General features: G+C 60.1%; 22 protein-coding genes and 3 tRNA genes. 12 read left to right on the top strand and 13 right to left on the bottom strand.

Features of this window, described 5'->3' with window-relative positions; genetic code table 11:
• Positions 1-41 precede the first annotated feature (41 nt).
• Positions 42-1,226, top strand: a complete 1,185-nt coding sequence (locus tag HMPREF2526_RS10395; RefSeq protein WP_070547227.1) for an N-acetylmuramoyl-L-alanine amidase — start codon at positions 42-44, stop codon at positions 1,224-1,226.
• Between the two features lie 158 nt (positions 1,227-1,384).
• Here HMPREF2526_RS10395 and HMPREF2526_RS10400 read toward each other — a convergent pair whose 3' ends face one another.
• Genes HMPREF2526_RS10400 through rpmH form a run of 8 tightly spaced genes read right to left on the bottom strand, consistent with a single transcriptional unit; the run spans position 1,385 to position 6,321 of the window.
• Positions 1,385-1,960, bottom strand: coding sequence for a hypothetical protein (locus tag HMPREF2526_RS10400; RefSeq protein WP_046648707.1), 576 nt, complete (start codon positions 1,958-1,960; stop codon positions 1,385-1,387).
• Between the two features lie 6 nt (positions 1,961-1,966).
• Positions 1,967-3,022, bottom strand: a complete 1,056-nt coding sequence (locus HMPREF2526_RS10405) for a ParB/RepB/Spo0J family partition protein (protein ID WP_046648706.1) — start codon at positions 3,020-3,022, stop codon at positions 1,967-1,969.
• Between the two features lie 6 nt (positions 3,023-3,028).
• Positions 3,029-3,877 carry a ParA family protein gene (locus HMPREF2526_RS10410; RefSeq protein WP_046648705.1) on the bottom strand — a complete coding sequence of 283 codons (849 nt, stop codon included), beginning with the start codon at positions 3,875-3,877 and terminating at the stop codon, positions 3,029-3,031.
• A gap of 10 nt (positions 3,878-3,887) precedes the next feature.
• Positions 3,888-4,517 (bottom strand): 16S rRNA (guanine(527)-N(7))-methyltransferase RsmG, encoded by a 630-nt coding sequence (rsmG, locus tag HMPREF2526_RS10415; protein ID WP_046648704.1) that lies wholly within the window; start codon positions 4,515-4,517, stop codon positions 3,888-3,890.
• Between the two features lie 23 nt (positions 4,518-4,540).
• On the bottom strand, positions 4,541-5,530 hold the full coding sequence (gene yidC / locus HMPREF2526_RS10420; protein WP_070547228.1) for a membrane protein insertase YidC: 990 nt from the start codon (positions 5,528-5,530) through the stop codon (positions 4,541-4,543).
• 9 nt (positions 5,531-5,539) lie between these two features.
• The gene (gene yidD, locus HMPREF2526_RS10425; RefSeq protein ID WP_175975006.1) at positions 5,540-5,818 is read right to left on the bottom strand and encodes a membrane protein insertion efficiency factor YidD; all 279 of its coding nucleotides are present in this window, start codon (positions 5,816-5,818) and stop codon (positions 5,540-5,542) included.
• A complete protein-coding gene (rnpA, locus tag HMPREF2526_RS10430) occupies positions 5,806-6,174 on the bottom strand; it encodes a ribonuclease P protein component (RefSeq protein WP_046648702.1) in 369 nt (122 codons plus the stop codon). Before rnpA ends, yidD begins: the two co-directional genes overlap by 13 nt.
• 3 nt (positions 6,175-6,177) lie before the next feature.
• Positions 6,178-6,321: a 50S ribosomal protein L34 gene (gene rpmH, locus HMPREF2526_RS10435; protein ID WP_003847033.1), complete on the bottom strand. Its 144-nt coding sequence runs from the start codon at positions 6,319-6,321 to the stop codon at positions 6,178-6,180.
• A 796-nt stretch (positions 6,322-7,117) separates the two neighbouring features.
• Here rpmH and dnaA point away from each other — a divergent pair.
• The 5 genes from dnaA (at position 7,118) to gyrB (ending at position 14,420) form a co-directional block, all read left to right on the top strand.
• Entirely contained in the window at positions 7,118-8,767 is a 1,650-nt protein-coding gene (dnaA, locus tag HMPREF2526_RS10440) for a chromosomal replication initiator protein DnaA (RefSeq protein ID WP_046648701.1), read from the top strand.
• Between the two features lie 574 nt (positions 8,768-9,341).
• Positions 9,342-10,523, top strand: a complete 1,182-nt coding sequence (dnaN, locus tag HMPREF2526_RS10445; protein WP_046648700.1) for a DNA polymerase III subunit beta — start codon at positions 9,342-9,344, stop codon at positions 10,521-10,523.
• Between the two features lie 5 nt (positions 10,524-10,528).
• The gene (gene recF, locus HMPREF2526_RS10450) at positions 10,529-11,707 is read left to right on the top strand and encodes a DNA replication/repair protein RecF (RefSeq protein WP_070547229.1); all 1,179 of its coding nucleotides are present in this window, start codon (positions 10,529-10,531) and stop codon (positions 11,705-11,707) included.
• Entirely contained in the window at positions 11,700-12,242 is a 543-nt protein-coding gene (locus HMPREF2526_RS10455; RefSeq protein ID WP_049155655.1) for a DciA family protein, read from the top strand. Before recF ends, HMPREF2526_RS10455 begins: the two co-directional genes overlap by 8 nt.
• A gap of 129 nt (positions 12,243-12,371) precedes the next feature.
• The gene (gene gyrB / locus HMPREF2526_RS10460) at positions 12,372-14,420 is read left to right on the top strand and encodes a DNA topoisomerase (ATP-hydrolyzing) subunit B (RefSeq protein ID WP_070547230.1); all 2,049 of its coding nucleotides are present in this window, start codon (positions 12,372-12,374) and stop codon (positions 14,418-14,420) included.
• A 117-nt stretch (positions 14,421-14,537) separates the two neighbouring features.
• On the opposite strand, the gene HMPREF2526_RS10465 is transcribed toward gyrB, so the two are convergent.
• Genes HMPREF2526_RS10465 through HMPREF2526_RS10480 form a run of 4 tightly spaced genes read right to left on the bottom strand, consistent with a single transcriptional unit; the run spans position 14,538 to position 15,974 of the window.
• Positions 14,538-14,984, bottom strand: coding sequence for a DUF6918 family protein (locus HMPREF2526_RS10465; protein WP_070547231.1), 447 nt, complete (start codon positions 14,982-14,984; stop codon positions 14,538-14,540).
• 10 nt (positions 14,985-14,994) lie between these two features.
• Positions 14,995-15,441 carry a hypothetical protein gene (locus tag HMPREF2526_RS10470; protein WP_070547232.1) on the bottom strand — a complete coding sequence of 149 codons (447 nt, stop codon included), beginning with the start codon at positions 15,439-15,441 and terminating at the stop codon, positions 14,995-14,997.
• A gap of 54 nt (positions 15,442-15,495) precedes the next feature.
• Positions 15,496-15,756, bottom strand: a complete 261-nt coding sequence (locus tag HMPREF2526_RS10475) for a cell filamentation protein Fic (protein WP_070547233.1) — start codon at positions 15,754-15,756, stop codon at positions 15,496-15,498.
• Complete coding sequence (locus tag HMPREF2526_RS10480; protein ID WP_046648693.1) at positions 15,753-15,974, bottom strand: hypothetical protein; 222 nt, start codon at positions 15,972-15,974, stop codon at positions 15,753-15,755. Before HMPREF2526_RS10480 ends, HMPREF2526_RS10475 begins: the two co-directional genes overlap by 4 nt.
• Positions 15,975-16,053: 79 nt before the next feature.
• On the opposite strand from HMPREF2526_RS10480, the gene gyrA reads away from it, so the two are divergent.
• The 5 genes from gyrA (at position 16,054) to HMPREF2526_RS10505 (ending at position 21,539) form a co-directional block, all read left to right on the top strand.
• Positions 16,054-18,642 (top strand): DNA gyrase subunit A, encoded by a 2,589-nt coding sequence (gyrA, locus tag HMPREF2526_RS10485; RefSeq protein WP_070547234.1) that lies wholly within the window; start codon positions 16,054-16,056, stop codon positions 18,640-18,642.
• Between the two features lie 3 nt (positions 18,643-18,645).
• Positions 18,646-18,993: a DUF3566 domain-containing protein gene (locus tag HMPREF2526_RS10490; protein WP_070512874.1), complete on the top strand. Its 348-nt coding sequence runs from the start codon at positions 18,646-18,648 to the stop codon at positions 18,991-18,993.
• Positions 18,994-19,094: 101 nt separating this feature from the next.
• Positions 19,095-19,171, top strand: a tRNA-Ile gene (locus HMPREF2526_RS10495).
• A gap of 9 nt (positions 19,172-19,180) precedes the next feature.
• Positions 19,181-19,253, top strand: a tRNA-Ala gene (locus HMPREF2526_RS10500).
• Positions 19,254-19,745: 492 nt separating this feature from the next.
• The gene (locus HMPREF2526_RS10505) at positions 19,746-21,539 is read left to right on the top strand and encodes a hypothetical protein (protein WP_070547235.1); all 1,794 of its coding nucleotides are present in this window, start codon (positions 19,746-19,748) and stop codon (positions 21,537-21,539) included.
• A gap of 223 nt (positions 21,540-21,762) precedes the next feature.
• Here HMPREF2526_RS10505 and HMPREF2526_RS10510 read toward each other — a convergent pair whose 3' ends face one another.
• On the bottom strand, positions 21,763-22,677 hold the full coding sequence (locus HMPREF2526_RS10510) for a polysaccharide deacetylase family protein (RefSeq protein ID WP_070547236.1): 915 nt from the start codon (positions 22,675-22,677) through the stop codon (positions 21,763-21,765).
• Positions 22,678-22,864: 187 nt separating this feature from the next.
• On the opposite strand from HMPREF2526_RS10510, the gene HMPREF2526_RS10515 reads away from it, so the two are divergent.
• Positions 22,865-22,937: transfer RNA gene (locus tag HMPREF2526_RS10515), tRNA-Ala, on the top strand.
• The last annotated feature ends 58 nt before the right edge of the window (positions 22,938-22,995 follow it).

Consider the following 22,995-nt stretch of genomic DNA (forward strand, 5'->3'; position numbering starts at 1 on the left):
GCGCACTAAGGTGCGCCTCCTTGATCACGAAAGGGGTAGGTGTGAACCGCGTTTTACGTGTAGGTGACCAGAGCGTTCGGGTCGCCGAAGCACGCGCAACCCTTGCCCGCCTCGGCCTGATGACTGACTACCAGGGGACCTTGTCCGACTGGAAGAAGCAGAAGTATTCCGAAGCCGATAAGTACTTTGATAACGAGCTGGCGCAAGTGCTCAAAGCCTTCCAGCAATCCCGCGGCATCGTGCCCAGCGGCGATATTGATGACCTTACTTTGCGTGAGCTGCGTCAGGCTTCCTACACCTTAGGCGCGCGGGTACTGGCTTATGAACCGGGCAACGTGCAGGTGGGAGATGATGTATCCCAGCTGCAGCAACAGCTCCAGGAACTCGGCTTCTACCAAGAACGCATCGATGGCCATTTTGGGGCCCGCACCTACGCGGCGCTGGCGGAATACCAACTGAACTCCGGCCTGCGCAGCGATGGCATTTGCGGCCCGGCCACCATCAACGCGCTCAATCTGCTGGGTCGGCGGATCACCGGTGGCTCGGCGCACAATATCCAAGAGCGCGAGCGCGTGCGCAACGCGGGACCCAAGTTGGCGGGCAAGCGCGTGGTGATCGACCCCAGCCTCGGCGGCTTCAACAAGGGCCGCACGGTCAAGGGCCGCTATGGCGACATCACGGAAGAAGAGACCCTCTGGGATCTAGCCGAGCGCGTCGCCGGCCGCATGATTGCCGCCGGCATGGAGACCATCATCTCCCGCCCGCGTACCGATGATCCCTCCATCCACGATCGCGCCGACATCGCCAATGCCTTTGGCGCTGACTTGGTCATTTCACTCGCCTGCGATGAGTACCCCACGGAAAAAGCCAATGGCGTAGCCACCTTCTACTTCGGTTCTGAGTCCGGCAATTCCTCCCTCATTGGGGAGACGCTCTCCGGCTTCATCCAGCGCGAAATCGTTGCCCGTACCGAGCTGGGCAACTGCCGCAACCACGGCCGCACGTGGGCGCTGCTGCGCTTGACGCAGATGCCGGTGGTGCAGGTAGTTCTGGGTTACCTGACCAGCCCGAAGGACGTGGCGATTCTGACTAACCCAGAGTGCCGCGATGACATCGCCGAGGCCATCGTTGTCTCCGTCAAGCGCCTCTACCTCCTCGACGATGACACCGCCGTGACCGGCACCTACCGCTTCGACGAGCTCCTGCGCGCGGAGCGCTCTTCCTAATGGAGCCTAGGGGGTGCCGTCCCAGACGGTTCCCCTCAAATGGTTCCAGTCAAACGGTTTCCTTGCCCCCAAACAAACCTTCTAGGACTTTCCAAAAGGTTCCCTTGCCCCCAACAGAACCGTTTGAGTAGAACCTTCTTACTAGAACCATCCTGTATCTAGGCCAAGGCGCGGGCGAGGAGGTCTTCCACGGCGGCTGCGGTCAGCAGATCGAAGGCAGGCGGCAGCTCGAGGCGCAGGCGCGGCGTGATGGGGTGATCGCGCTCCACCCTGAAACCGGCGGATTCCAGCGTTTCTACCGGTAGTAGGCCGATACGGCCGGGCTTATCCCGCAAAAGATTCTCGGCGGCGCGGGCATCGCGGTAACCAAAGGCCTCAACGGCGCTGGCTTCGCGGGAGGTGAGGTGCATGATGGTGGCATCGAGAAGCACTGCCTCCAAGCCCTTCGCCGCACGGTGCGACTTCACGAACAGGGAGGACACCAGCACCGCGTCCTCCGAAACAGGGGAGGTGGGCAGCTTTGCGGCACCGGGGGCAAGATCGGGCGGGCAGAAGAACACGGTGGCTTCATCACCCACGGTAAACCCGCACTCGCCGCAGCGCAGCAGCGTGGAGCTGATCCATGCTTCCTTCTCGAAGGCCGGATCAGCGACCGTGGTCTTCAGCTCCCAGAAGATGGATCGGGCCGCCAAGGGGTTGATGGCAACGCCTTCGTTGACGGCTTGGACAAGCATGGTCAGCTAGCTGCTTTCCTTGCCCTCAATGAGGGCCAGAATGCGCTCGAAGTCTTCCTGGTCGCCGAATTCGACGACCATCTTGCCCTTGCGCTTGCCCATGGTGACGGTGACCTTGGTGTCAAAGCGATCGGCCAGACGTTCAGCGGAATCGGTAAAGAACTGCGGCTGCGGGGCGGCAGGCTTCTTGCTTGGCTCGGCCGGCTTGCCGTCGCGCTTGTATAGGGTGACGGCTTCCTCCGTGGCGCGCACGGACAGGCCCTCGGCCACGATGCGGTTCGCAATGAGCTCCATGGCCTCGGCATCCGGCAGACCCAGCAGCGCGCGGGCATGGCCACCGGACAAGGTGCCAGCGGCGACGCGCTTCTGCACGCTGACCGGCAGCTTGAGCAGGCGAATCATGTTGGTGACCTGCGGGCGGGAGCGGCCGATGCGATCAGCCAACTCGTTCTGGGTCACGCCGAATTCCTCCAGCAGCTGCTGGTAGGCGTGGGCCTCTTCCAGCGGGTTGAGCTGCACGCGGTGGATGTTCTCCAGAAGCGCATCCCGCAGCAGATCATCATCCTTGGTATCGCGCACAATGGCCGGGATGGTGGCCAGGCCCGCCTTGGAGGAGGCGCGCCAGCGGCGCTCACCCATGATGAGCTCGAAGCCGCCCTCCTCGGCGGGGCGCACAACGACCGGCTGCAGCAGGCCAAACTCCTTGATGGAGTGGACCAGCTCCGCCAACTCATCTTCGTCGAAGACAGAACGCGGCTGCTTCGGGTTGGGCATGATGTCCCCGACGGAGATCTCCCGGTACGTCGCACCAATCACCGAAGGTTTCGCCTGCCGCTTCTTCGAGCCAGTGGACTGCTGGATGGTCGGCGCACCCTGCACCTTCTTTGCCGCAGAGCCCTGAGCCCCGCCGGTCGAAGCGCCGAGGATAATGTCAGCCGCCGAATCCCCAAGACGCGGCTTGCGGGAGGGAGCACCCGGGCCAGACGGAATGAGAGCGGCCAGTCCCTTGCCTAGTCCGCCCTGGCGCTGCTCCGGCTTCTGGTCTGCCTTCTTATCTGCCATGGTGTCCTATCCTTCCAATTCCGCGAAAATCTCTGGGCTCACGCCGATGGCACCCGTGGTGGGGTGCGGCGTGTAGTCTCCGCGCTTGTCCAGCTCGCGTGCGGCGGCGGAGTAGGCGCGGGCGCCTGTCGACGACGGGTCATAAGCGATAACCGTCTTACCATAGCCCGGCGCCTCCGAAACGCGCACGGAACGCGGGATGACGTTGCCCAAAACGACGGCGCCGAATTGCTCACGCACCTCGTTGGCCACCTGCTCAGCCAGCTTGGTGCGGGCATCGAACATGGTGAGCAGCACGCCGGAGATGTGGAGGTCCTCGTTGAGGTGTTCACGGATCATGGAAATATTGCCCAACAGCTGGCCCACGCCCTCCAGCGCGTAGTACTCGCACTGGATGGGGATGATGACTTCCTCCGCACACGTCATCGCATTGATGGTCAGCAGGCCCAGGGAGGGCGGGCAGTCGATGAAGACGTAGTCGAAGCCGTGCTCCTCAAGAAAACCGTTGTGCAGGGCGTCATAAAGGCGGAACTCGCGGCGGACCAGAGAAACCATTTCGATCTCAGCGCCGGCCAGATCAATGGTGGCCGGGATGCAGTAGAGGTTCTCATCGTCGGGGCAGTGCTGCATTGCTTCGTCCGCGCTGCAGTCACCCAAAAGGACCTCATAGCTGGATTTGGTGCCGGAGGTATGCTCCGCGCCTACCGCGGTGGAGGCGTTGCCCTGCGGGTCCAAGTCGATCACCAAGACCTTCTTGCCGGCCTCAGCGAGCGCGGCGGCAAGGTTGACGGCGGAGGTGGTTTTACCCACGCCACCCTTCTGGTTCGCGATGGTGATAAGACGAGGATGAGTCATGCCGTCTACTTTAGTTCACGCGCGGGACACGGATAATCGTGGTGCCGTGGATGGTCATGACCTCGGCTTTTCCGCCACCCGCGCGCTTGATATCGGCAGCGTCGCGCTCCAGCTCCTCATGCACTGAGGAGCCCTTGAGAGCGATCATCTCGCCGCCTTTACGCACCAGCGGCAAGGACCACTTGGCCAGCTTGCCCAGCGGGGCCACCGCGCGGGAGGTCACGATGTCGGCGCCCTGCACCTGCTTTTTCACGGGGCCTTCCTCGGCGCGGCCGCGGATGACGGTGACGTTATCCAGACCCAGCAGGTCGACGACCTCGTTGAGGTAGGTCGAGCGCTTGAGCAACGGCTCGATGAGAGTGATCTTCAGGTCAGGGCGCGCGATGGCAAGCGGGATGCCGGGCAGGCCGGCGCCACTGCCGACGTCGATAAGCGTGGCGCCCTGCGGCATCACCTCCGCGACCACGGCACAGTTGATGAGGTGGCGTTCCCACAGGCGCGGGACCTCGCGGGGGCCAATAAAACCACGAGTGGACCCGTCCGTGGCGAGCGAATCGTGATACTTCTGCGCGAGCGGCAGACGCGATCCGAAGACGTCAGACGGGTCCAGTGGCACAGTGTCGGACACAGATTCAGTCACTGTGAAAACTCCTGGGTTAATTTCTAGTTATTGTTCTTGCGGCGCTGCTTCTTGGAGCGATTGTCCTTCTTGCGTGCACCCGGCTTCGGCGCGGAGGTGCGCTTGAGCTCAGCCTTGGCGGCTGCCTCTTCTTCTTCCTCGCGGTCCATCTTGGCGTAGACGATGCGAGTCTGGAAGAAGGTCCACACGGTGTTAGCCAGCATGTAGAAGAGCAGACCGATGGGCCAAATGAAGCCGGAGAAGACCAGCATGGCCGGCATGAACCACAGCATCATCTTGTTCATCATGGCCATCTGCTGCTGCATCATTTCCGCGTTCTGGCCCTGCGGGGTAGCGGTCTTGCCGGCGGCGCGGCGTGCCTCCTGGCGGTTGAGGGACATGCGGGCGTTGAAGTGCGTGAGCACCGCAATGATGGCGATGAGCGGCACGATAATAACGGCCGCCTGCATGGTGGTGGTTTCCTTAACGATCTCCACACCGGAGTTCAGGCGCAGGTTGGCCACCAGCGGCACGCCGAAGATCTTCGCATCCACGAACTGCTTCACCAGCTCGGGCTTGAAGATGTAGTTGGCGATGGAGGCGTTCATTTCCTCTGACATCGCCTCACCGGCCGGGTGCCCGATACCACCGGCGACGGCCACAGTACGGTCGAAGGAACGCAGCACGTGGAAGAGACCAATGAACATGGGGATCTGCGCGAACATGGGCAGGCAGCCCGCCACGGGACGCACGCCGGCTTCCTTGTAGATGCGCTGCATCTCCTGCGCCGCCTTGGTCTGGTCATTGGCGTACTTGGTGCGCAGCTCTTGGATTTGCGGCTGGATCTCCTGCATCTTGCGTGAAGAGCGCAGCTGGGTGATGGTCGGCTTGACCATGATGGCCTTGAGCGTCCACGTCAGCAGGACGATGGCGATGATCCAGGTTCCGCCCCATGCGGAATCGAGGACGAAGCTCAAGAGCCAATGCCAGAACCACAAGACGGCTGAAATTGGCCAATAGATGAAATTAAGCACGAGAGTTGTTTACCTCAGTTGTTGTTTGGTCGGTACCGGATCAAACCCACCCGGGTGCCAGGGACCGCACTTGCATAACCTGGCGAGCGCCATGCCCGTTCCCTTGAAGGCTCCATGGATGGAGATGGCTTCGAGGGCATAGGCACTGCACGTCGGTTCAAAACGACAGGTGGAGACCATCTTAAGGCCTGACACATGCTTTTGGTAGAAGCGCACCCCGTAAACCAAGACCCTGCCGAACCCGCGGGCTTCGGGGATCTCTTGGCCTTGGGAGTTCAGATATCCCATGTGCTTAACGCTTTGCGGATATCACGCTCAAGACGCTGGCTGGTGGCCTCGCTGCTGGCGGGCAGCGCACGAATAACGATGTCGACATTGGCGGGTAAAGCTTTCCCGTTGACTCCATCGCGCATGAGCGACATGCACACATGACGAAGCCGCCGGGAGGTGCGGTGGCGAACCACGGCATTCCCGACGGCTTTCGACACAATGAGGCCGAACCGCGGCCCAGTGGCCGCGATGTCGTCTTCACCGTCATTAAAGCGCAAATGCACGACGGCAGTGCGCGTGCCCGCCCGGCGCCCGCCCTTGATGGTCCGCCGAAACTGCCTCGGGGACGTGAGCTTGTGCTGGGCTGGAAGCATGAATTAAGCGGTGAGCTTAGCGCGACCCTTCTTGCGACGAGCGGCGACGATAGCGCGGCCGGCGCGGGTGCTCATGCGGGTACGGAAGCCGTGCTTGCGAGCGCGACGACGGTTGTTCGGCTGGAAGGTACGCTTACCCTTTGCCACGATTAACTCCTTGAAGTTGTTGGTGGATGGCACAGCCCAGCGCCGCCGGCGCTCAGGCTTAAACATCCACTGATGAATGGTGTACGTGGGGATGAGGCTTCGCACTTGAAGCGCCATGAGGCGTGGCGAGGCATTCCCACATGCAACATGTGCACCATGCACTGTTGCGATAGACCATCACAGGTTACGTGACAGGTAGCGCGCTAAACAAATCGACACACTGGGTGTCCCCGAAATTACAAGGATGTTTTTATCCGCAGCTAGAGCGCCACTTTTCACCCACATGCTGCGCGGTCAACGCCTCCTCCCACCGACCGTGGCGCGGTCGAGCCGCGGTCGCGCCAGGCGTGCAAAGAAGTGCGTTAGACAGCATCCCCATAACGCGGTACAACTGAGGAATCTAATTCCACAGCCGCCCACAGGGTGTGGATAACTCTCAATCATGACTTGAGACTTTTGCTATTTGAGCAGGTCAACTGCATTAAGGAGCCGATGTAAAGTTATCCACAGCCATGAGATAGGCTGTGGATAAACCACCTATTCACACCTGTGGATAACTTTGTGGAATCCGAGGTTACACACTAAAACATCGTGTGGAATCCCCGGTGGAAATCACAAGAAATTGGAATTTCCGCATCCCCGTCTCTTCCTCATCCGTCCATCCGTCCCCGATCCAACCCACGTTCACGCAGTACATACTGCGGCCCTGAAGCCTCTCTTTCAGGCACGTAAGTAGCTGTGGCCGGCCCCACCCGCCGGCACCGCGTGGCCGTGAAGCACACAGAAGGTAGGCGTTTTGTCTGATCCGCAAGCAGCCCTAAGGGCCAGCTGGAAAGCTGTGGTCAGTGATTTGCTGGCACAGTCCGAACAACCGAACTCGGACGTTCCCAACTTCACCCACAGCCAACGCCTCAACCTCCAGCTCGTAGAGCCCATCATGATCGGGGATGGCTACGCGTTGATTGCCGCCCCGCACGAGAATGCCAAGAGTGTTATTGAGGCTGAGCTGGGGGAGTACATCACCCGCGCTCTGTCGCAGCACATGGGCCGGCCGTGTTCCTTGGCCGTGACCATTGCCGCGCCCCCGCAGCCTGCTCCGCAGGAAGAACCCGAAGCTCCCGCCCCCCAGCGCCCCATTCAGACCGAGGCACCGGAGTACGGCATGGGCCACCAGGCTCAGTCTTTCCAACAAGCCATGCCGCCCACGCCACCGACCCAGCCGGCCCAACCCGCTCCGCCCGCTCATCATCAGCCGCGCTCATGGGATGCCGCGCATTCCCCGGCCAGCCTGGATGAGTTGGCTCAGCACTACAGCGAACAGCAACACACCGCTCCCAGCGGCTACCCAGACTACTCGGAGGCAGCCGGCGCGCGCATTCCGCGCGAGGAACCCGCGCACAACCCAAACCACGAAAAATCTCTCAACCCGAAGCACACTTTTGAAAACTTCGTCATCGGGTCCTCCAACCGTTTTGCCAACGGTGCCGCCGTGGCCGTGGCCGAAAACCCCGCCCGCGCCTATAACCCACTGTTCATTTGGGGCGGCTCCGGGCTGGGCAAGACGCACCTGTTGCACGCGGCCGGCAATTACGCCCAGGTCCTGCACCCGGGCCTGCGGGTGAAATATGTGTCCTCGGAGGAATTCACCAACGATTACATCAACTCGCTGCGTGATGACCGCCAGGAATCCTTCAAGCGCCGCTACCGCAACCTGGACATCCTCATGGTCGATGACATTCAGTTCTTGGAAGGCAAGGAATCCACGCAGGAAGAGTTCTTCCACACCTTCAATGCCCTGCACCAGGCCAACAAGCAGATCATTTTGTCTTCCGACCGCCCGCCGAAGCAGCTGACGACCCTGGAGGATCGCCTCCGCACCCGTTTCGAGGGTGGTCTGATTACGGATATTCAGCCGCCAGACCTGGAAACGCGCATCGCCATCCTCATGAAGAAGGCTTCTGCGGACGGCACAGACGTCGATCGCTCGGTACTCGAGCTCATCGCCTCCCGCTTCGAATCATCAATTCGCGAGCTCGAGGGCGCGCTCATCCGTGTTTCTGCGTATTCTTCCCTGGTCAATGAACCAATCAGCTTGGAGATGGCGGAGATTGCCCTGCACGATTTGGCTCCTGATTCTGCCGATCGCCAGATCACCGCGGCGGCCATCATCGAGGTCACGGCGGACTACTTCAACATCGACGTGGACACCCTGCGCGGTTCCGGTAAGAAGCGCGCCGTCGCCCACGCCCGCCAGCTGGCGATGTACCTGTGCCGCGAGCTCACCGAACTGTCCCTGCCGAAGATCGGCGATCAGTTCGGCGGCAAGGACCACACCACCGTCATCTATGCCGACCGCAAGATCCGCAAGGAAATGACAGAAAACCGCAACACCTACGACGAGATCCAGGCGCTGACCCAGCGCGTGAAGAACCACAACCAGCGCTAGAACCGCACGGCGCTTGGCGACGTCCCCTCCCGTCCCGCACAACCTCCCCGCGGGCGTGGGCCGGGGGCGTCTTTTTGATCGGTGAAAACTTATCCACATAGTTATTCACAGCTGTGTAATTCCACTCTTGTAATTTGTAGATCCTCGTCACGTTTTCTTCTTCCACAGCAGATCAGCGACCTCTTCAGCCTTGTGAGCAACCCTGTGATCAGCGGCGATAGATCTGGGGATGGATTGTGGATAACTTCGGCCCCGACCGAGTTACTCACATTTCTTGTCATTTGATCACAGTGATCCCACACCCTGACTCACAGATCGGTTCGCGGCTGAGAGCTTGGCCTTTGCTGGGTTGTCCACAGATCCCACAGCGCTTATTACTACTCCTATTTTGTTTTCTCCCTAACTAAGAAGAAAAAGGATGTGTGTGATTCGCCGGCGCCCAGCCTGCCCACACGGTCTCATCGAGGGCCGAAGAGGGTGAATGACAAAACTCCTGAGGTTTGGTGCTGATCCTGTAAGTTGGAGTGAGCTTGCAAGAATCTTCCATCCGGAACTAGAGGAGCGTCTCATCACCATGGAGCAGTCCGTGTCATTTCGCGTTGCCAAAGATGACCTCGCCAACGCCGTCGCGTGGGTTGCGCGCAGCCTGCCGTCGAAGGTCACCCAGCCGGTGCTGCGCGCCATGCTGATCACCGCGGATGACAATGGTTTGGAATTCACGGGCTTCGACTACGAGGTGTCGACTCGCGTGCGCATCGCCGGCATGGTCGATGAGCCAGGCCGCATCGCCGTGGCCGGTAAGTTGCTCTCTGACATCGTCGCTTCCTTGCCCAACAAGGAAATTGAGATGACGCAGGAGGACAACAAGGTTCTCCTGGTTTGTGGTTCCTCCCGCTTCGAGCTACCGCTCATCCCGCTGGATGATTACCCGCAGTTGCCGGTCCTTCCGGAGGTCACCGGCACGATCAACCCGCAGCTTTTCGTGGAAGCCATCAGCCAAGTTGTCGCCGCCGCCGGCAAGGACGACACCCTGCCCATGCTCACCGGCGTGCACATCGATATCAATGGCTCCCACGTGCAGATGACGGCGACGGACCGCTTCCGCCTGGCCATGCGCACCTTCGAGTGGGATCCAGTTTCCCCCGACGTAGAGGCCAAGCTTTTGGTCCCAGCCAAGACGCTGCAGGAGACCGGCCGCTCCCTCGACACACACCTCAACATCCCGGTGGAGATCGCCGTGGGCACGGGTGAGAACATCGCTGCGGAAGGTTTGTTCGGCCTGCATGCCGATAACCGCGAGACCACCACGCGCATGCTCGATGCAGATTTCCCGAATGTGGCACCCCTGCTGCCGAAGACCCACACGGCCATGGCCAGCATTGAGGTCGCCCCGCTGCAGGAAGCCATCCGCCGCGTATCCCTGCTGACGGACCGCAACGCCCAGATCCGCATGGAGTTCAGCGAAGGTGAAGTGACCTTGGCCGCCGGCGCCGATTCCGGCCGCGCGAGCGAGTCCCTGCCCTGTGCTTTTAACGGCCGCGACAACTTCGTCATTGCGTTTAACCCGTCCTACCTCAAGGATGGCTTGGCCGTGGTCCACACGGACCGCGTGGTCTTCGGCTTTACCGAGCCCTCGCGCCCGGCGATTATGATTCCGGAGCCGGAGGAGCTGCCGGAGGCCAACGAGGATGGCTCTTTCCCCACCCCGGAGACTGACTTCACCTACCTGCTGATGCCAGTGCGCTTGCCGGGCTAGGCCATATGTTTATTCGCGATCTCGATGTCAGGGACTTCCGCTCCTGGCCCGAGCTCACTCTCAGGCTGCAACCGGGGATTACCCTTTTTATCGGCCGCAACGGTTTTGGCAAGACCAATATCGTCGAAGCCATCGGCTACGTCGCACACCTGTCCTCGCACCGCGTCGCTCATGACGCCCCGCTGGTGCGCCACGGTGCAACCAACGCCCGCATTTCCGCCACGGCGGTCAACCAGGGGCGCGAGCTTACCGCGCACCTGCTCATCAAACCCCACGCGGCGAACCAAGCGCAGATCAACCGCACCCGTTTGAAGTCCCCGCGGGAGCTGCTGGGTGTGGTGCAAACAGTGCTCTTTTCCCCGGAGGATTTATCCCTCGTGCGCGGCGAGCCGGCAACGCGCCGCCAGTATTTGGATGACATCATTGCCTCCCGCACTCCGCGCCTGGCGGGTATCAAGGCCGACTATGACAAGGTGCTCAAGCAGCGCAACGCGCTGTTGAAGTCGGCGTCACCGAGCCTGCGCCGCGGCTACAACGACAGCGACGGCGCCTCAGCACTAGCCACCCTTGATGTGTGGGATACGCAGCTTTCCTCTCTCGGTGCGCAGGTGATCCAGGCACGCCTGGCGCTTGTCGACGAACTCCGCGAGCTCATCCCCGCCGCCTATGCCGGCCTAGCTCCGGAATCGCGCCCCGCGGCCATCGAGTACAAGTCCACGGTGGATACCTCCGACCGCGAGGTCATGGAGGCCATGATGCTGACCGAGCTGGCAAATAAACGCCAGCGCGAAATCGAACGAGGTATCTCGCTCGTCGGCCCGCACCGCGATGATCTCGTGCTCAACCTGGGGACGAGCCCCGCCAAGGGTTTTGCCAGCCACGGCGAGACCTGGTCTTATGCCATCTCCTTGCGCCTAGCGGAGTTCAACCTGCTGCGCCAGGATGGCACGGATCCGATCCTCATCCTTGACGATGTCTTTGCTGAGCTCGATGCCAAGCGCCGCGAGAAGCTCGTCCATCTCGCCGCAGGCGCGGAACAAGTGCTCATCACTGCGGCGGTGGATGAGGATTTGCCCGGCAACCTACAGCCCATCGAGCGCTTCACCGTCAGCGTGCGCGATACCGACGAGGGCCGAGTATCAGAGATCGCACCGTACGATGCGGGCGGTGAAAGCGATGACTGAGCAGGAATTTGATCCCGTCAAAGCGCTCTTTGAGCGCACGCGGAGTAATTCCAAGAACCCGCCGAAGTTCAATAAACCGGCCCCCAAGATGAACCTGGCGCCAACGTCACAAGAACAGCAGCCGAAGCCTTTTCGGCGCGGGCGGCCGAGTGGACCCGACGGTCGCCGCCGGCGCCGGAGCCTCGACATCCCTAGCCTGGGCGCGCAGATCCAACGCGAGATTGGCAAGCGCGGCTGGGAGCACGAATTAGCTCATGGCTGGGTCATGGGCAATTGGGAAAACCTCGTGGGTGAACGCATCGCCGCGCATACTCAGCCGCTGAACATCAAGGAGCAGGTTGTTTACGTGGCGTGCGATTCCTCCAGCTGGGCCACTGAGCTGCGCTACCTGCAGCGGCCCATCTTGCAAAAGATCGCCGACCGCCTGGGCCCGGACGTGGTGGTTAAGCTCCACATTCAGGGCCCCAAGCAGCACCGCAACTATGAGGGCCGCCAATGGGTCAAGCCGCAAGGTTCACAGGATACGTACGGCTGATCGGGGCGATCGCGAAATTCACGCAAATTTGGGGCTCTCACGGGCGTGCAGTGTCCTCGCGTGGGGGGACACAGTGTAGAATGGCTAAAGTCTTAGATTTAGCTCTAGCCAAAAGGAGTACACGAATCCGTGGCTGAACAACACGCATATGATGCGGGGTCAATTACGATTCTGGAGGGCCTTGAGGCCGTCCGTAAGCGCCCCGGTATGTACATCGGTTCCACCGGTGCCCGCGGCCTGCACCACCTGATCTGGGAGATCGTCGACAACTCCGTCGATGAGGCAATGGCGGGCTATGCCGACAAGGTCATTGTCACCCTCCGTGAGGACGGGGGCATCGAGGTCATCGATAACGGCCGTGGTATCCCGGTCGAAATGCACGCCTCCGGTATCCCTACCGTCCAGGTGGTTATGACCCAGCTGCATGCCGGCGGTAAGTTCGACTCTGAATCTTATGCCGTGTCCGGTGGTCTGCACGGCGTGGGTATCTCCGTGGTCAACGCCCTGTCCACCCGCGTCGAGGCGGACATCAAACGCGATGGCAAGCACTGGTACCAGAACTTCAACAACGCTATCCCCGATGAGCTGGTGGAGGGCGATAATGCCCGCGGCACCGGCACCACCATCCGCTTCTGGCCGGACCCGGAGATCTTTGAAACCGTCGAGTTTAACTACGACACCATCGCTCGCCGCCTGCAGGAGATGGCCTTCCTGAACAAGGGTCTGACCATTGTTCTGCGTGACGAGCGCGCCATCTCCAAGGAGCAGGCCGAGCTCGAGGAGATCGCCGAGGCCGGCGATTCCGCCGTCAGCCTGAGCTCCCTGGATAACAAGGACGAAGCCGGCCAGGAGGGCGAGGACGGCGAGGGCAAGACTTCCAAGAAGAAGAAGGAAGTCACCTACCACTACCCGAACGGTCTGCAGGACTACGTTGCGCACCTCAACAAGAATAAGTCCGCCATCCACCCCACCATCGTTGCCTTCGACGTTAAGGGTGAGGACCATGAGGTGGAAATAGCGCTGCAGTGGAACCAGGGCTACAAGCAGTCCGTCCACACTTTCGCCAACACCATTAACACTCACGAAGGCGGCACGCACGAGGAAGGCTTCCGCGCGGCTCTGACCACCCTGATGAACCGCTACGCCAAGGAGCACAAGCTCCTCAAGGAAAAGGATGGCAACCTCTCCGGCGATGACTGCCGTGAAGGCCTTGCTGCCGTTATTTCCGTGAAGGTGGCGGATCCGCAGTTCGAGGGCCAGACCAAGACCAAACTCGGTAACTCGGAGATCCGTGGCTTTGTCCAGCGCTCTGTCAACGAGCACCTCAACGATTGGTTCGACGCCAACCCGGCTGAGGCCAAGGTCATTATCAACAAGGCCGTGTCCTCCGCACACGCCCGCGTAGCCGCGCGTAAGGCACGTGAGTTGGTGCGTCGTAAGTCCGCCGGCGACCTCGGTGGCCTGCCCGGCAAGCTGGCGGATTGCCGCTCCAAGGATTCGAAGCTTTCTGAGCTTTACATCGTGGAGGGTGACTCCGCAGGTGGTTCCGCGAAGGGCGGCCGCGATTCCATGTTCCAGGCCATCCTGCCGCTGCGCGGCAAGATCCTCAACGTGGAAAAGGCCCGCATGGACAAGGTTCTCAAGAACGCTGAGGTCCAGGCCATCATCACCGCCCTGGGCACCGGTATCCACGAAGAGTTCGATATTTCCAAGCTGCGCTACGACAAGATCGTGCTCATGGCCGATGCCGACGTGGACGGCCAGCACATCGCCACGCTGCTTCTGACCCTGCTCTTCCGCTTCATGCCGCAGCTGGTTGAGGATGGTCACGTCTACCTGGCGAATCCGCCGCTGTACAAGCTGAAGTGGGCCAAGGGCCAGCCGGGCTACGCCTTCTCCGATGCTGAGCGCGACAAGCTGCTGGCTGAGGGCCTGGAAGAGGGCCGCAAAATCAACAAGGACGACGGCATCCAGCGCTACAAGGGTCTGGGTGAGATGAACGCTGCCGAGCTGTGGGAAACCACCTTGGATCCGACCACCCGCGTCCTGCGCCGCGTGGATCTGGAAGATGCGCAGCGCGCCGATGAGCTCTTCTCCATCCTGATGGGTGATGACGTGGCCGCTCGTCGCTCCTTCATTACCCGCCGTGCGAAGGACGTTCGCTTCCTCGACGTCTAAGGCGTCTCAGAGCACGAGCCCATAGGGGAACAAGAGAAAGCAAAAAAAAGACCAGCCCTCAGAAAGAGGTGCTGGTCTTTTGTTCTTCGGTGCCTGGGGCCCGGATAGTTAATCCACTTATACGGTATCCATGTGGCGCTGCACCACACGGCCGATGGTCGCCACGTGAGGCTCCACAATGGACGAGGCCTTGCCGCGCAGCGACTTGTAGGTCCGCGCGATACCGGGGGCTTTAATATCTTCGGCGGACTTATCAGCTGCAGACATAAGGGACTCTGTAATTTCGCCGCTGCGCCCGTCCAAGTAGGTGCCAAAGTCGGACTGCTCTGAGCCCTCAAATTCCTTCCAATAGGAATCCAGGCTGTTGAGCAGCTCCGGCAGCATCTGGTTGATTCCCTTCGACAGAACCTTGGAGTCCGCCTTCTTTGCGGCCACCAAGGCGCCCTTGAAGGCCATGCCGGTGATACCGGTGAGGGATGCTACAGCATCGTCTGCTGCTGTGGACAAGTCCGCCACCACGGCGTTGCGGGTAGGGGACTGGAGGAGTTGGGAGAGGTTTGTCATACAGGCGAGCTTACTGTGCCGGGGCGCTGGAGCCTGCCTTGAGCGCGGCAAGCTGGTCAGCAATCTCCGGGAAACCATTGGTGCGAGCGAGGCGCTCGAGGTCGAAGTCGAGACCACCCTCGTAGAGACGGTTGTGCTCGGAAGAACCGGAGGAGCCTGCCATGCCGATTTGCGCGGCGAATTCATCTGCCTGGGCGCGCAGAGCTGGGTTGTTGTCCACGACGAGCTTGAGCAGCGCCATCGCAGCAGCGATGGAACCGCCGATGATGAGCGTCATGTCGATGGGCGTGGAGCCAGTCAGGGAGGAGCCTCCTTCGCCCTGCTGGAAGTCGGGGTTGACGTTCTTCTTCCAGGAATCGTCTGCGGTCTCAGCGCTCGCGGCGGGGGCGATGGCAGTGGTGAGGGTGGTGGCCACAACGCCGGCGGCGAGGAACTTCTTCAAAGACACAGAGGACATAGGGGATTCCTTTCTCGAAAGATAGGGGAGGGAGACTTCCTTATCTTGTTTAACTTACATAACTTCTGCAACAGAAAGATAGACCTGCGCGCACAATCGCGCGAATTCTTCATTCTTTCCGCTCAACGCGGGCACTGAGCGCAAGACCGTCTCCAGCGAGTGTGCCGCCGCAGCGCGGCTGCCATGCACTGCAATCCCCTCGACGGAGGCCGTGCTCGCGGCAGCTGCCGCAGCCAAGGCGGCGAAGTCAGTAATCCGTACGCGATAAACCCGGCAGAACTCCCGTGCGACTACAACCAGTTGCTCAACATTCACTGACGCACCCCTCGTGCCCGGCGGATCTCCGCCTCCAATTCCGAGCGCCCGGGCAGCAGCCGGCGTGCGGTGTCCTGTACCTCAGCATCCGACAAGGTCCGTGCGGCCGCCGCGACGACGGCGCGGACTACCGCCTCGTGCTTGGAAGTACCTTGCGCGGAAGCCAACAAGGTCAGCGCGTGGTCTTGCTCTGGGGTCAGGCGCAGTGTCATAGCCATGGTAGAAATGGTATCACCGTGATACCACTGCCGCGCCAGAAACCGTCTCAGACAGCCCTAAACGGTAAGATAGGGCCTCATGAGTGATAACAACGGTGATCTCTTCGATCGCATCCAACCAATTGACATCAATGAGGAGATGGAGTCGAGCTACATCGACTACGCCATGTCCGTCATCGTCGGCCGCGCCTTGCCGGAGGTGCGCGACGGCCTCAAGCCGGTTCACCGCCGCATCCTCTACGCCATGTATGACTCCGGCTACCGCCCGGACCGTGGCTACGTAAAGTCCGCCCGCCCGGTCTCGGACACGATGGGCCAGTTCCACCCGCACGGTGACTCCGCCATCTACGACACCCTCGTGCGCTTGGCCCAGCCGTGGAACATGCGCTATCCGCTGGTCGACGGCCAAGGTAACTTCGGCTCCCGTGGTAATGACGGCCCGGCAGCTATGCGTTATACGGAGTGTCGCATGACGCCGTTGGCCATGGAGATGGTCCGCGACATCCGCGAAAACACCGTCGACTTCGCCCCGAACTACGACGGTAAGACGCAGGAACCGACCATCCTGCCCTCCCGCGTTCCGAACCTGCTGATGAACGGCTCCGGCGGTATCGCCGTCGGTATGGCCACCAACATTCCGCCGCATAACCTCAACGAACTGGCGGATGCCATCTACTGGTTGCTGGATAACCCGAATGCTTCCGAGGAAGAAGCCTTGGCTGCTTGTATGGAGCGCGTCAAGGGCCCGGATTTCCCCACCGCGGGTCTCATCGTGGGTGACCAGGGCATCAAGGATGCCTACACCACCGGCCGCGGTTCTATCCGCATGCGCGGCGTGACCTCCATTGAGGAGGTGGGCAACCGCCAGACCATCGTTATCACTGAGCTGCCCTACCAGGTCAACCCGGACAACATGATCTCCAATATCGCGGAGTCTGTGGTTAACGGCAAGATTGCCGGAATTGCCAAGATTGAGGATGAATCCTCCGACCGCGTGGGCATGCGCATCGTGGTCACCCTCAAGCGAGACGCCGTTGCACGCGTTGTCCTTAATAACCTGTACAAGCACTCCCAGCTGCAGACCTCCTTCGGTGCCAACATGCTGTCCATCGTGGATGGCGTGCCGCGCACCCTGCGCCTGGATCAGATGCTGAGCTACTACGTGGCCCACCAGATCGAGGTCATTGTCCGCCGTACCCAGTTCCGCCTCGATGAGGCTGAAAAGCGCGCCCACATTCTGCGCGGTCTGGTCAAGGCGCTCGACATGCTCGATGAAGTCATCGCGCTCATCCGCCGTTCCCCCACGGTTGATGAGGCACGCGAGGGCCTAAAGGCGCTTCTCGACGTCGACGATGTCCAGGCCGATGCCATCCTCGCTATGCAGCTGCGCCGCCTGGCCGCCCTGGAGCGCCAGAAGATTATCGATGAGTTGGCGGAGATCGAGGAGATCATCGCGGACCTCAAGGACATCCTGGCCCGCGAGGAGCGCCAGCGTCAGATCGTCCACGATGAGCTCGAGGAAATCGTCGAAAAGTACGGCGATGAGCGTCGTACCCAGATCGTCGCCGCTTCCGGCGACGTGTCCGATGAGGATCTCATCGCTCGCGAGAACGTCGTTGTCACCATCACCGCTACCGGTTACGCCAAGCGCACCAAGGTGGATGCTTACAAGGCACAGAAGCGCGGCGGCAAGGGCGTGCGCGGCGCGGAGCTCAAGCAGGACGATATTGTGAAGAACTTCTTCGTCTGCTCCACGCACGACTGGATCCTGTTCTTCACCAACTTCGGCCGCGTCTACCGCCTCAAGGCCTACGAACTCCCGGAGGCAGGCCGTACCGCTCGCGGCCAGCACGTGGCCAACCTGCTGGAGTTCCAGCCGGAGGAGCGAATTGCCCAGGTCATTCAGATCCAGTCCTACGAGGACGCCCCATACCTGGTCCTTGCTACCCAGCAGGGCCGCGTAAAGAAGTCCCGCCTGACCGATTACGAGTCCGCACGTTCCGCCGGGCTTATCGCCATCAACCTCAACGAGGGCGATGCGCTGATCGGTGCCCAGCTGGTCAACGAGGGCGATGACATCCTTCTCACCTCTGAGCAGGGCCAGGCCATCCGCTTCACTGCGGACGATGACCAGCTGCGCCCGATGGGCCGCGCTACCGCCGGCGTGAAGGGCATGCGCTTCCGCGGCGATGACCAGCTGTTGTCCATGTCCGTGGTCAATGACGGCCAGTTCCTCCTGGTGGCTACCTCCGGCGGCTACGGCAAGCGCACCGCCATTGAGGAGTACACACCGCAGGGCCGCGGTGGCCTCGGCGTGATGACCTTCAAGTACACGCCAAAGCGCGGCAAGCTCATTGCAGCAATCGCCGTCGACGAGGACGACGAGATCTTTGCCATCACCTCTGCAGGTGGTGTTGTCCGCACCGAAGTCAACCAGATTCGCCCGAGCTCCCGCGCCACCATGGGCGTGCGCTTGGTCAACCTGGCCGATGACGTCGAGCTGCTGGCCATCGACCGCAACGTCGAGGACGACGGCGAAGAGGACGCCCAGGCAGTTGCCAAGGGTGAAAAGTCCGTCGAGGACGTCAAGCCCGAGCACCTCAAGTTTGGAGAGAACTCCAAGCAGGAAAAGGGCGAAGACAAGGACTCCGATAAGGACGAGGAGTAACCCATGATTGGACGAGAGCTTCACCTAGCCCGGATTTCGCCCATGTCGGCGTTCCGCGTTGGCTTGGCCATGTCCCTCGTCGGCCTCGTGGCCTGGATCATCGCCGTGTGCCTGCTGTACATCGGCCTTGACCAGGCGGGCATCTGGGATTCCCTCAACAGCCTTGTCGGCGGTGTCGGCGGCGGTTTTGAGGTCTCTTTCGGATTGGTCGTCTCTGCAGCCGCCCTGTTCGGCGCTATCATCGCCGTCCTGATGACGATTCTGGCGCCACTCATGGCTGTTATATATAACGCCATCGTGGACGTCTTCGGTGGATTCAAGATCCGCCTGCAAGATGAGCCGCATCAATAGCGATACAAAGTGAAGCAAAAAGAGCTTCAAATACTGCATATGACCAGGCGATTTGTAATAAATCGCCAGTCCTATGTAGAGTAACTACTCGTTCCGGTCAAGGGCCTATAGCTCAGTCGGTTAGAGCGCATCGCTGATAACGATGAGGTCGCTGGTTCGATTCCAGCTAGGCCCACCACGGAACAATGGGGCATTAGCTCAATTGGTAGAGCATCTGCTTTGCAAGCAGAAGGTCAGGAGTTCGATTCTCCTATGCTCCACAATATAAGTAAGGAAAGACGCTCAGCGACGACAACGAAGCTGGGTGTCTTTCCTTTTTCCACTTAAGCCCCACGAAGGCCCACAGGAATCACCCGTTCTAGGTATCAGGGGGAGCAAGGGGTGAAAGTTGGGCCGACACCCTAGCAAGTGCAATGACATTCGTGTAATTATTACCCAGATAGGGGTAGTTCATTCACAGCTGTCACAAAGGTTCGAAATAGTTTCAATTTCAACTCCTGTATAGAAGAATGCCATCTACCAGCTAAAATGCTAGGCATCGCCGCCAGCTGGTTGGAAAAAGTTTAAAAATAAGTTGTGTTTGACTGGAAAGACCCGCCAGACTTCGATAATCTTGCTGCAGCGACAAAAGCTGCACTACTCGTTGAGAATGTGAAGATCATTCATGAAGAACGATTGCTAGCGTCGCCCTACACGACGGTTATCGTAAGATAATTTTCACAGTCCGACCTCAACTCTCATAGGGGAATTACATGTTCAAGAACCGTGTTCGCACCGCCGCTCTCGCAGGTGCTATCGCAGTTGCCACCGGTATCTCCGGTGTTGCCGTCCCGGCTTTCGCTGAGGACACCACTCCGGGTACCACCCAGGGTGACGGCTTCAACAAGCCGGATGCATCCGCTGACAACGGCTCCGTTGCTGACAACGTGACCGAAGAGCAGCTCTTTGCAATGACCAACGAGACTGCTAACTACATCATCAACAACAACCAGTTCGTCGATGCTTACACCCAGGCTGCAGCAATCCAGGGTGACGGCATCAACCTCTTCGAGCAGGCACAGTGGAAGGCCTACGTTCAGTTTGCAAACGAGGCTACCAAGCAGCTGGCTAAGGCAGAGGCTAACTACCAGTCCGCCATGAACTCCGTGAACTACGCTCTGGAGAAGGACAAGGCTGCTGACAAGGCATGGGCCAACTACGAGGAAAAGGCTGTTGACTACAACAACACCGTAACCAACATCATCGGTAAGGAAGGCGACTACAAGTCCGACGGCCTCTTCGCTACCGACCTCAACGCTCTGAACGACGAGGGCGCTAAGGGCGGCCTGCCGGCGCTCAAGACCCCGGACGCGCTGGGCTTCCCGATCAAGAAGATCGACCCGGAGGATGCCAACAACGTTAACACCGTTCCGGCTGAGAACATCAAGAACCTCGAGAAGACCATCAAGGAATACAAGAAGGCCTTCGACCGCGCAGGTGACCGTGATGGTGACAACAAGGATCAGTTCATCACCCGCCACTACATCGACAAGCTCGAGACCCTGATCTCTGATTCCGAGATGCTGCTCCAGTCCCTCAAGGATGACCACGCTGCACTCGAGGAAGCTCGCGAGGCTGCTCAGGCTGCTTCCCGCGAGGCTCAGAAGTCTGACGTTCTGGTTCGCCAGGGCTTCCTGGAGCGTGCTTACGCTCAGGTCAAGGTAATCCGTGTCCTCGAGGCTAACTACGCTGCTGGTAAGCGTGAGCTGGAGCTCCGTGAGGCGAAGGACAACCAGACCGTTGATATCGACGGCACCACCCCGAAGCCGACCCTGCGTGAGGCCTACTTCAAGCTCTTCGACCACGGCGGAGTCTTGGGTGAAGCTCTCGAGCACAACTACAACCTTCTGGTTGATCAGGAGGAGGACTTCAAGGCCCTGCAGGACTGGACCTTCAAGAACGTTACTTCGGGTGACAACGAGAGCAAGTACGAGGGTAACCGTATCTACGGCCCGCGTATCCTCGGCGACAAGGTTCCGAACCAGATCGGTAACCCGGAGGCTCCGTTCGCCAACGCTCCGGTTGCCCTGTTCAACGGCGATGCTCACAGCGATGAGGAGCGCAACGCTTACACCGCAGCTAAGGTCGCCGCTAACCGCGAGGTCTTCGGTCCGTCTAACTACGACATCACGTGGGAAGAGTCTTTCCGCAAGGTTGTCAACGCTGATAACGCAGTTCAGGCTGATATCAAGCAGAAGGCCGACGACGTCCAGGCCCGCAAGGATCAGGCTGACCGCACCGATGCCCTCATCAAGGCTGTTCAGGATCTGGCTAATAAGTCCGCCGACAACAACGGTGACAACAAGGGCGGCGACAACGGTTCCGACGACGCTACCAAGCCGGGCAACAACAAGGATGACAAGTCCTCCAACATCAAGGACAAGCTGTCCAACGATGGCAAGCCGACCCCGCTCGCTATCTTCGGCATCGTCGCTGGTGTCCTGGCCGCAATCGCAGCTGCCTTCCCGGCAATTGCTAAGGCTCTGAACATCAAGCTCCCCTTCTAATTCAAGCTAGCTTGAATCGGCTTCGCCCCTAACGGAGCCAGAGCTTAGGAAGCACCCCACCACTTGGTGGGGTGCTTCTCTTTGTTTTTTAGCCCGACTCCAAAGTGGGTATATGGAGGGCTGCGACCTCAGACGGATCTACGCAAAGAAAATGCCGTAGGGCAAGCTTTTGTCTTAGCTTGCTCCTACGGCATGACCTGATCTTGGGCCGTTACCTCTTGGTCTATCTATTGAGGTACTGGCGTCCAGGTTCGGGGTTAGGGATAAGGGTGTCCAACGATACAGGCTCTAAACCTTTGGCGCGGAGGCCGTCAATAACGCATGGGGCGGCGTCGACAGTCGTGACGTGAATGTCATGCATGAGGATGATGTCGCCTGCTTGGGCGCCGTCAACGGCCGCTGCGCAGATATGGTCGGAGTTGCGGTCCTTCCAATCTAGGGTGTCAATGCTCCACAGGGCTTGTGCTTGTCCGTTGTTTTTGGCTGCGTTAGCGACTGTCTGGTTCGTTGCACCGTAGGGTGGTCGCAGCCAACGGGGGCTTTCGCCTGTTGCTGCCTTGATGGCAGCGGCACCTGATTTGATTTCGGCGTCAACGTCATTCGCGGGAAGCTTGTTCAGTTCGCGGTGTGTATCGGTGTGGTTGCCCACGGTGTGGCCCTCCGCTTCCATTCGCCGGAGGAGCTCGGGATGGGCATAGGCATGAGGAGCTAGGACCATGAAGCTGGCGTGGGCGTTCTTGGCCTTCAAGGTGTCGAGAAGCTGGCCCGTCAATGCATCCGGGCCATCGTCGTAAGTGATGGCTACGCAATTGGAGCAGGTTTTGTCCGCTATTGATTGGGACTTCGCCTTGTCAGTCTGGTTGGGCTTGTCTGTTCGTGGCTTGCCGCTCTGAGTCGCCGCCGGGCGTGAGGACCCGGCGAAAGCTGGATTGTCCTGTAGCTCCTTGGGCAGGGCCTTGTAGGCCTCGTACTCGATGCGGTCTACTTCCTTGCGCATGTCCTGCACGGTTGGAATCGTTGGCTGCGGGATGGGTGGCTGCGGCAGCGGGGGCAGCTCCTGGGCAGTTGCTTGCTGTGGGACCGTGACGGTGGCAGCCAACGTGAGTGCGGCTACGGAGCGGAGGATTATTCGGCGCATGACGACCTTCCACTAAAGTTTCAGAGACGACTCATTGTCCCTCTTTCGCGTGCTGTTTTCCGTGGTGACACGCAACTAAAGAGGTGTGAGTTAACTAAAGTGACGAAAGTTACCGCGCTTGGTGAGGACTACTCTGCCGGTCATGATTTCGTAGATGCGCGCACAAGGAGTACGCTATGTAGCTGCTGGGGCATTAGCTCAATTGGTAGAGCATCTGCTTTGCAAGCAGAAGGTCAGGAGTTCGATTCTCCTATGCTCCACAAGGCGCTCACTGTGTGAGCGCCTTTTGGCTTAAGGGACATTTCGTGTGGATTTGCG

This window comes from Corynebacterium sp. HMSC070E08, assembly GCF_001808895.1.
Lineage (GTDB): Bacteria > Actinomycetota > Actinomycetes > Mycobacteriales > Mycobacteriaceae > Corynebacterium > Corynebacterium hiratae.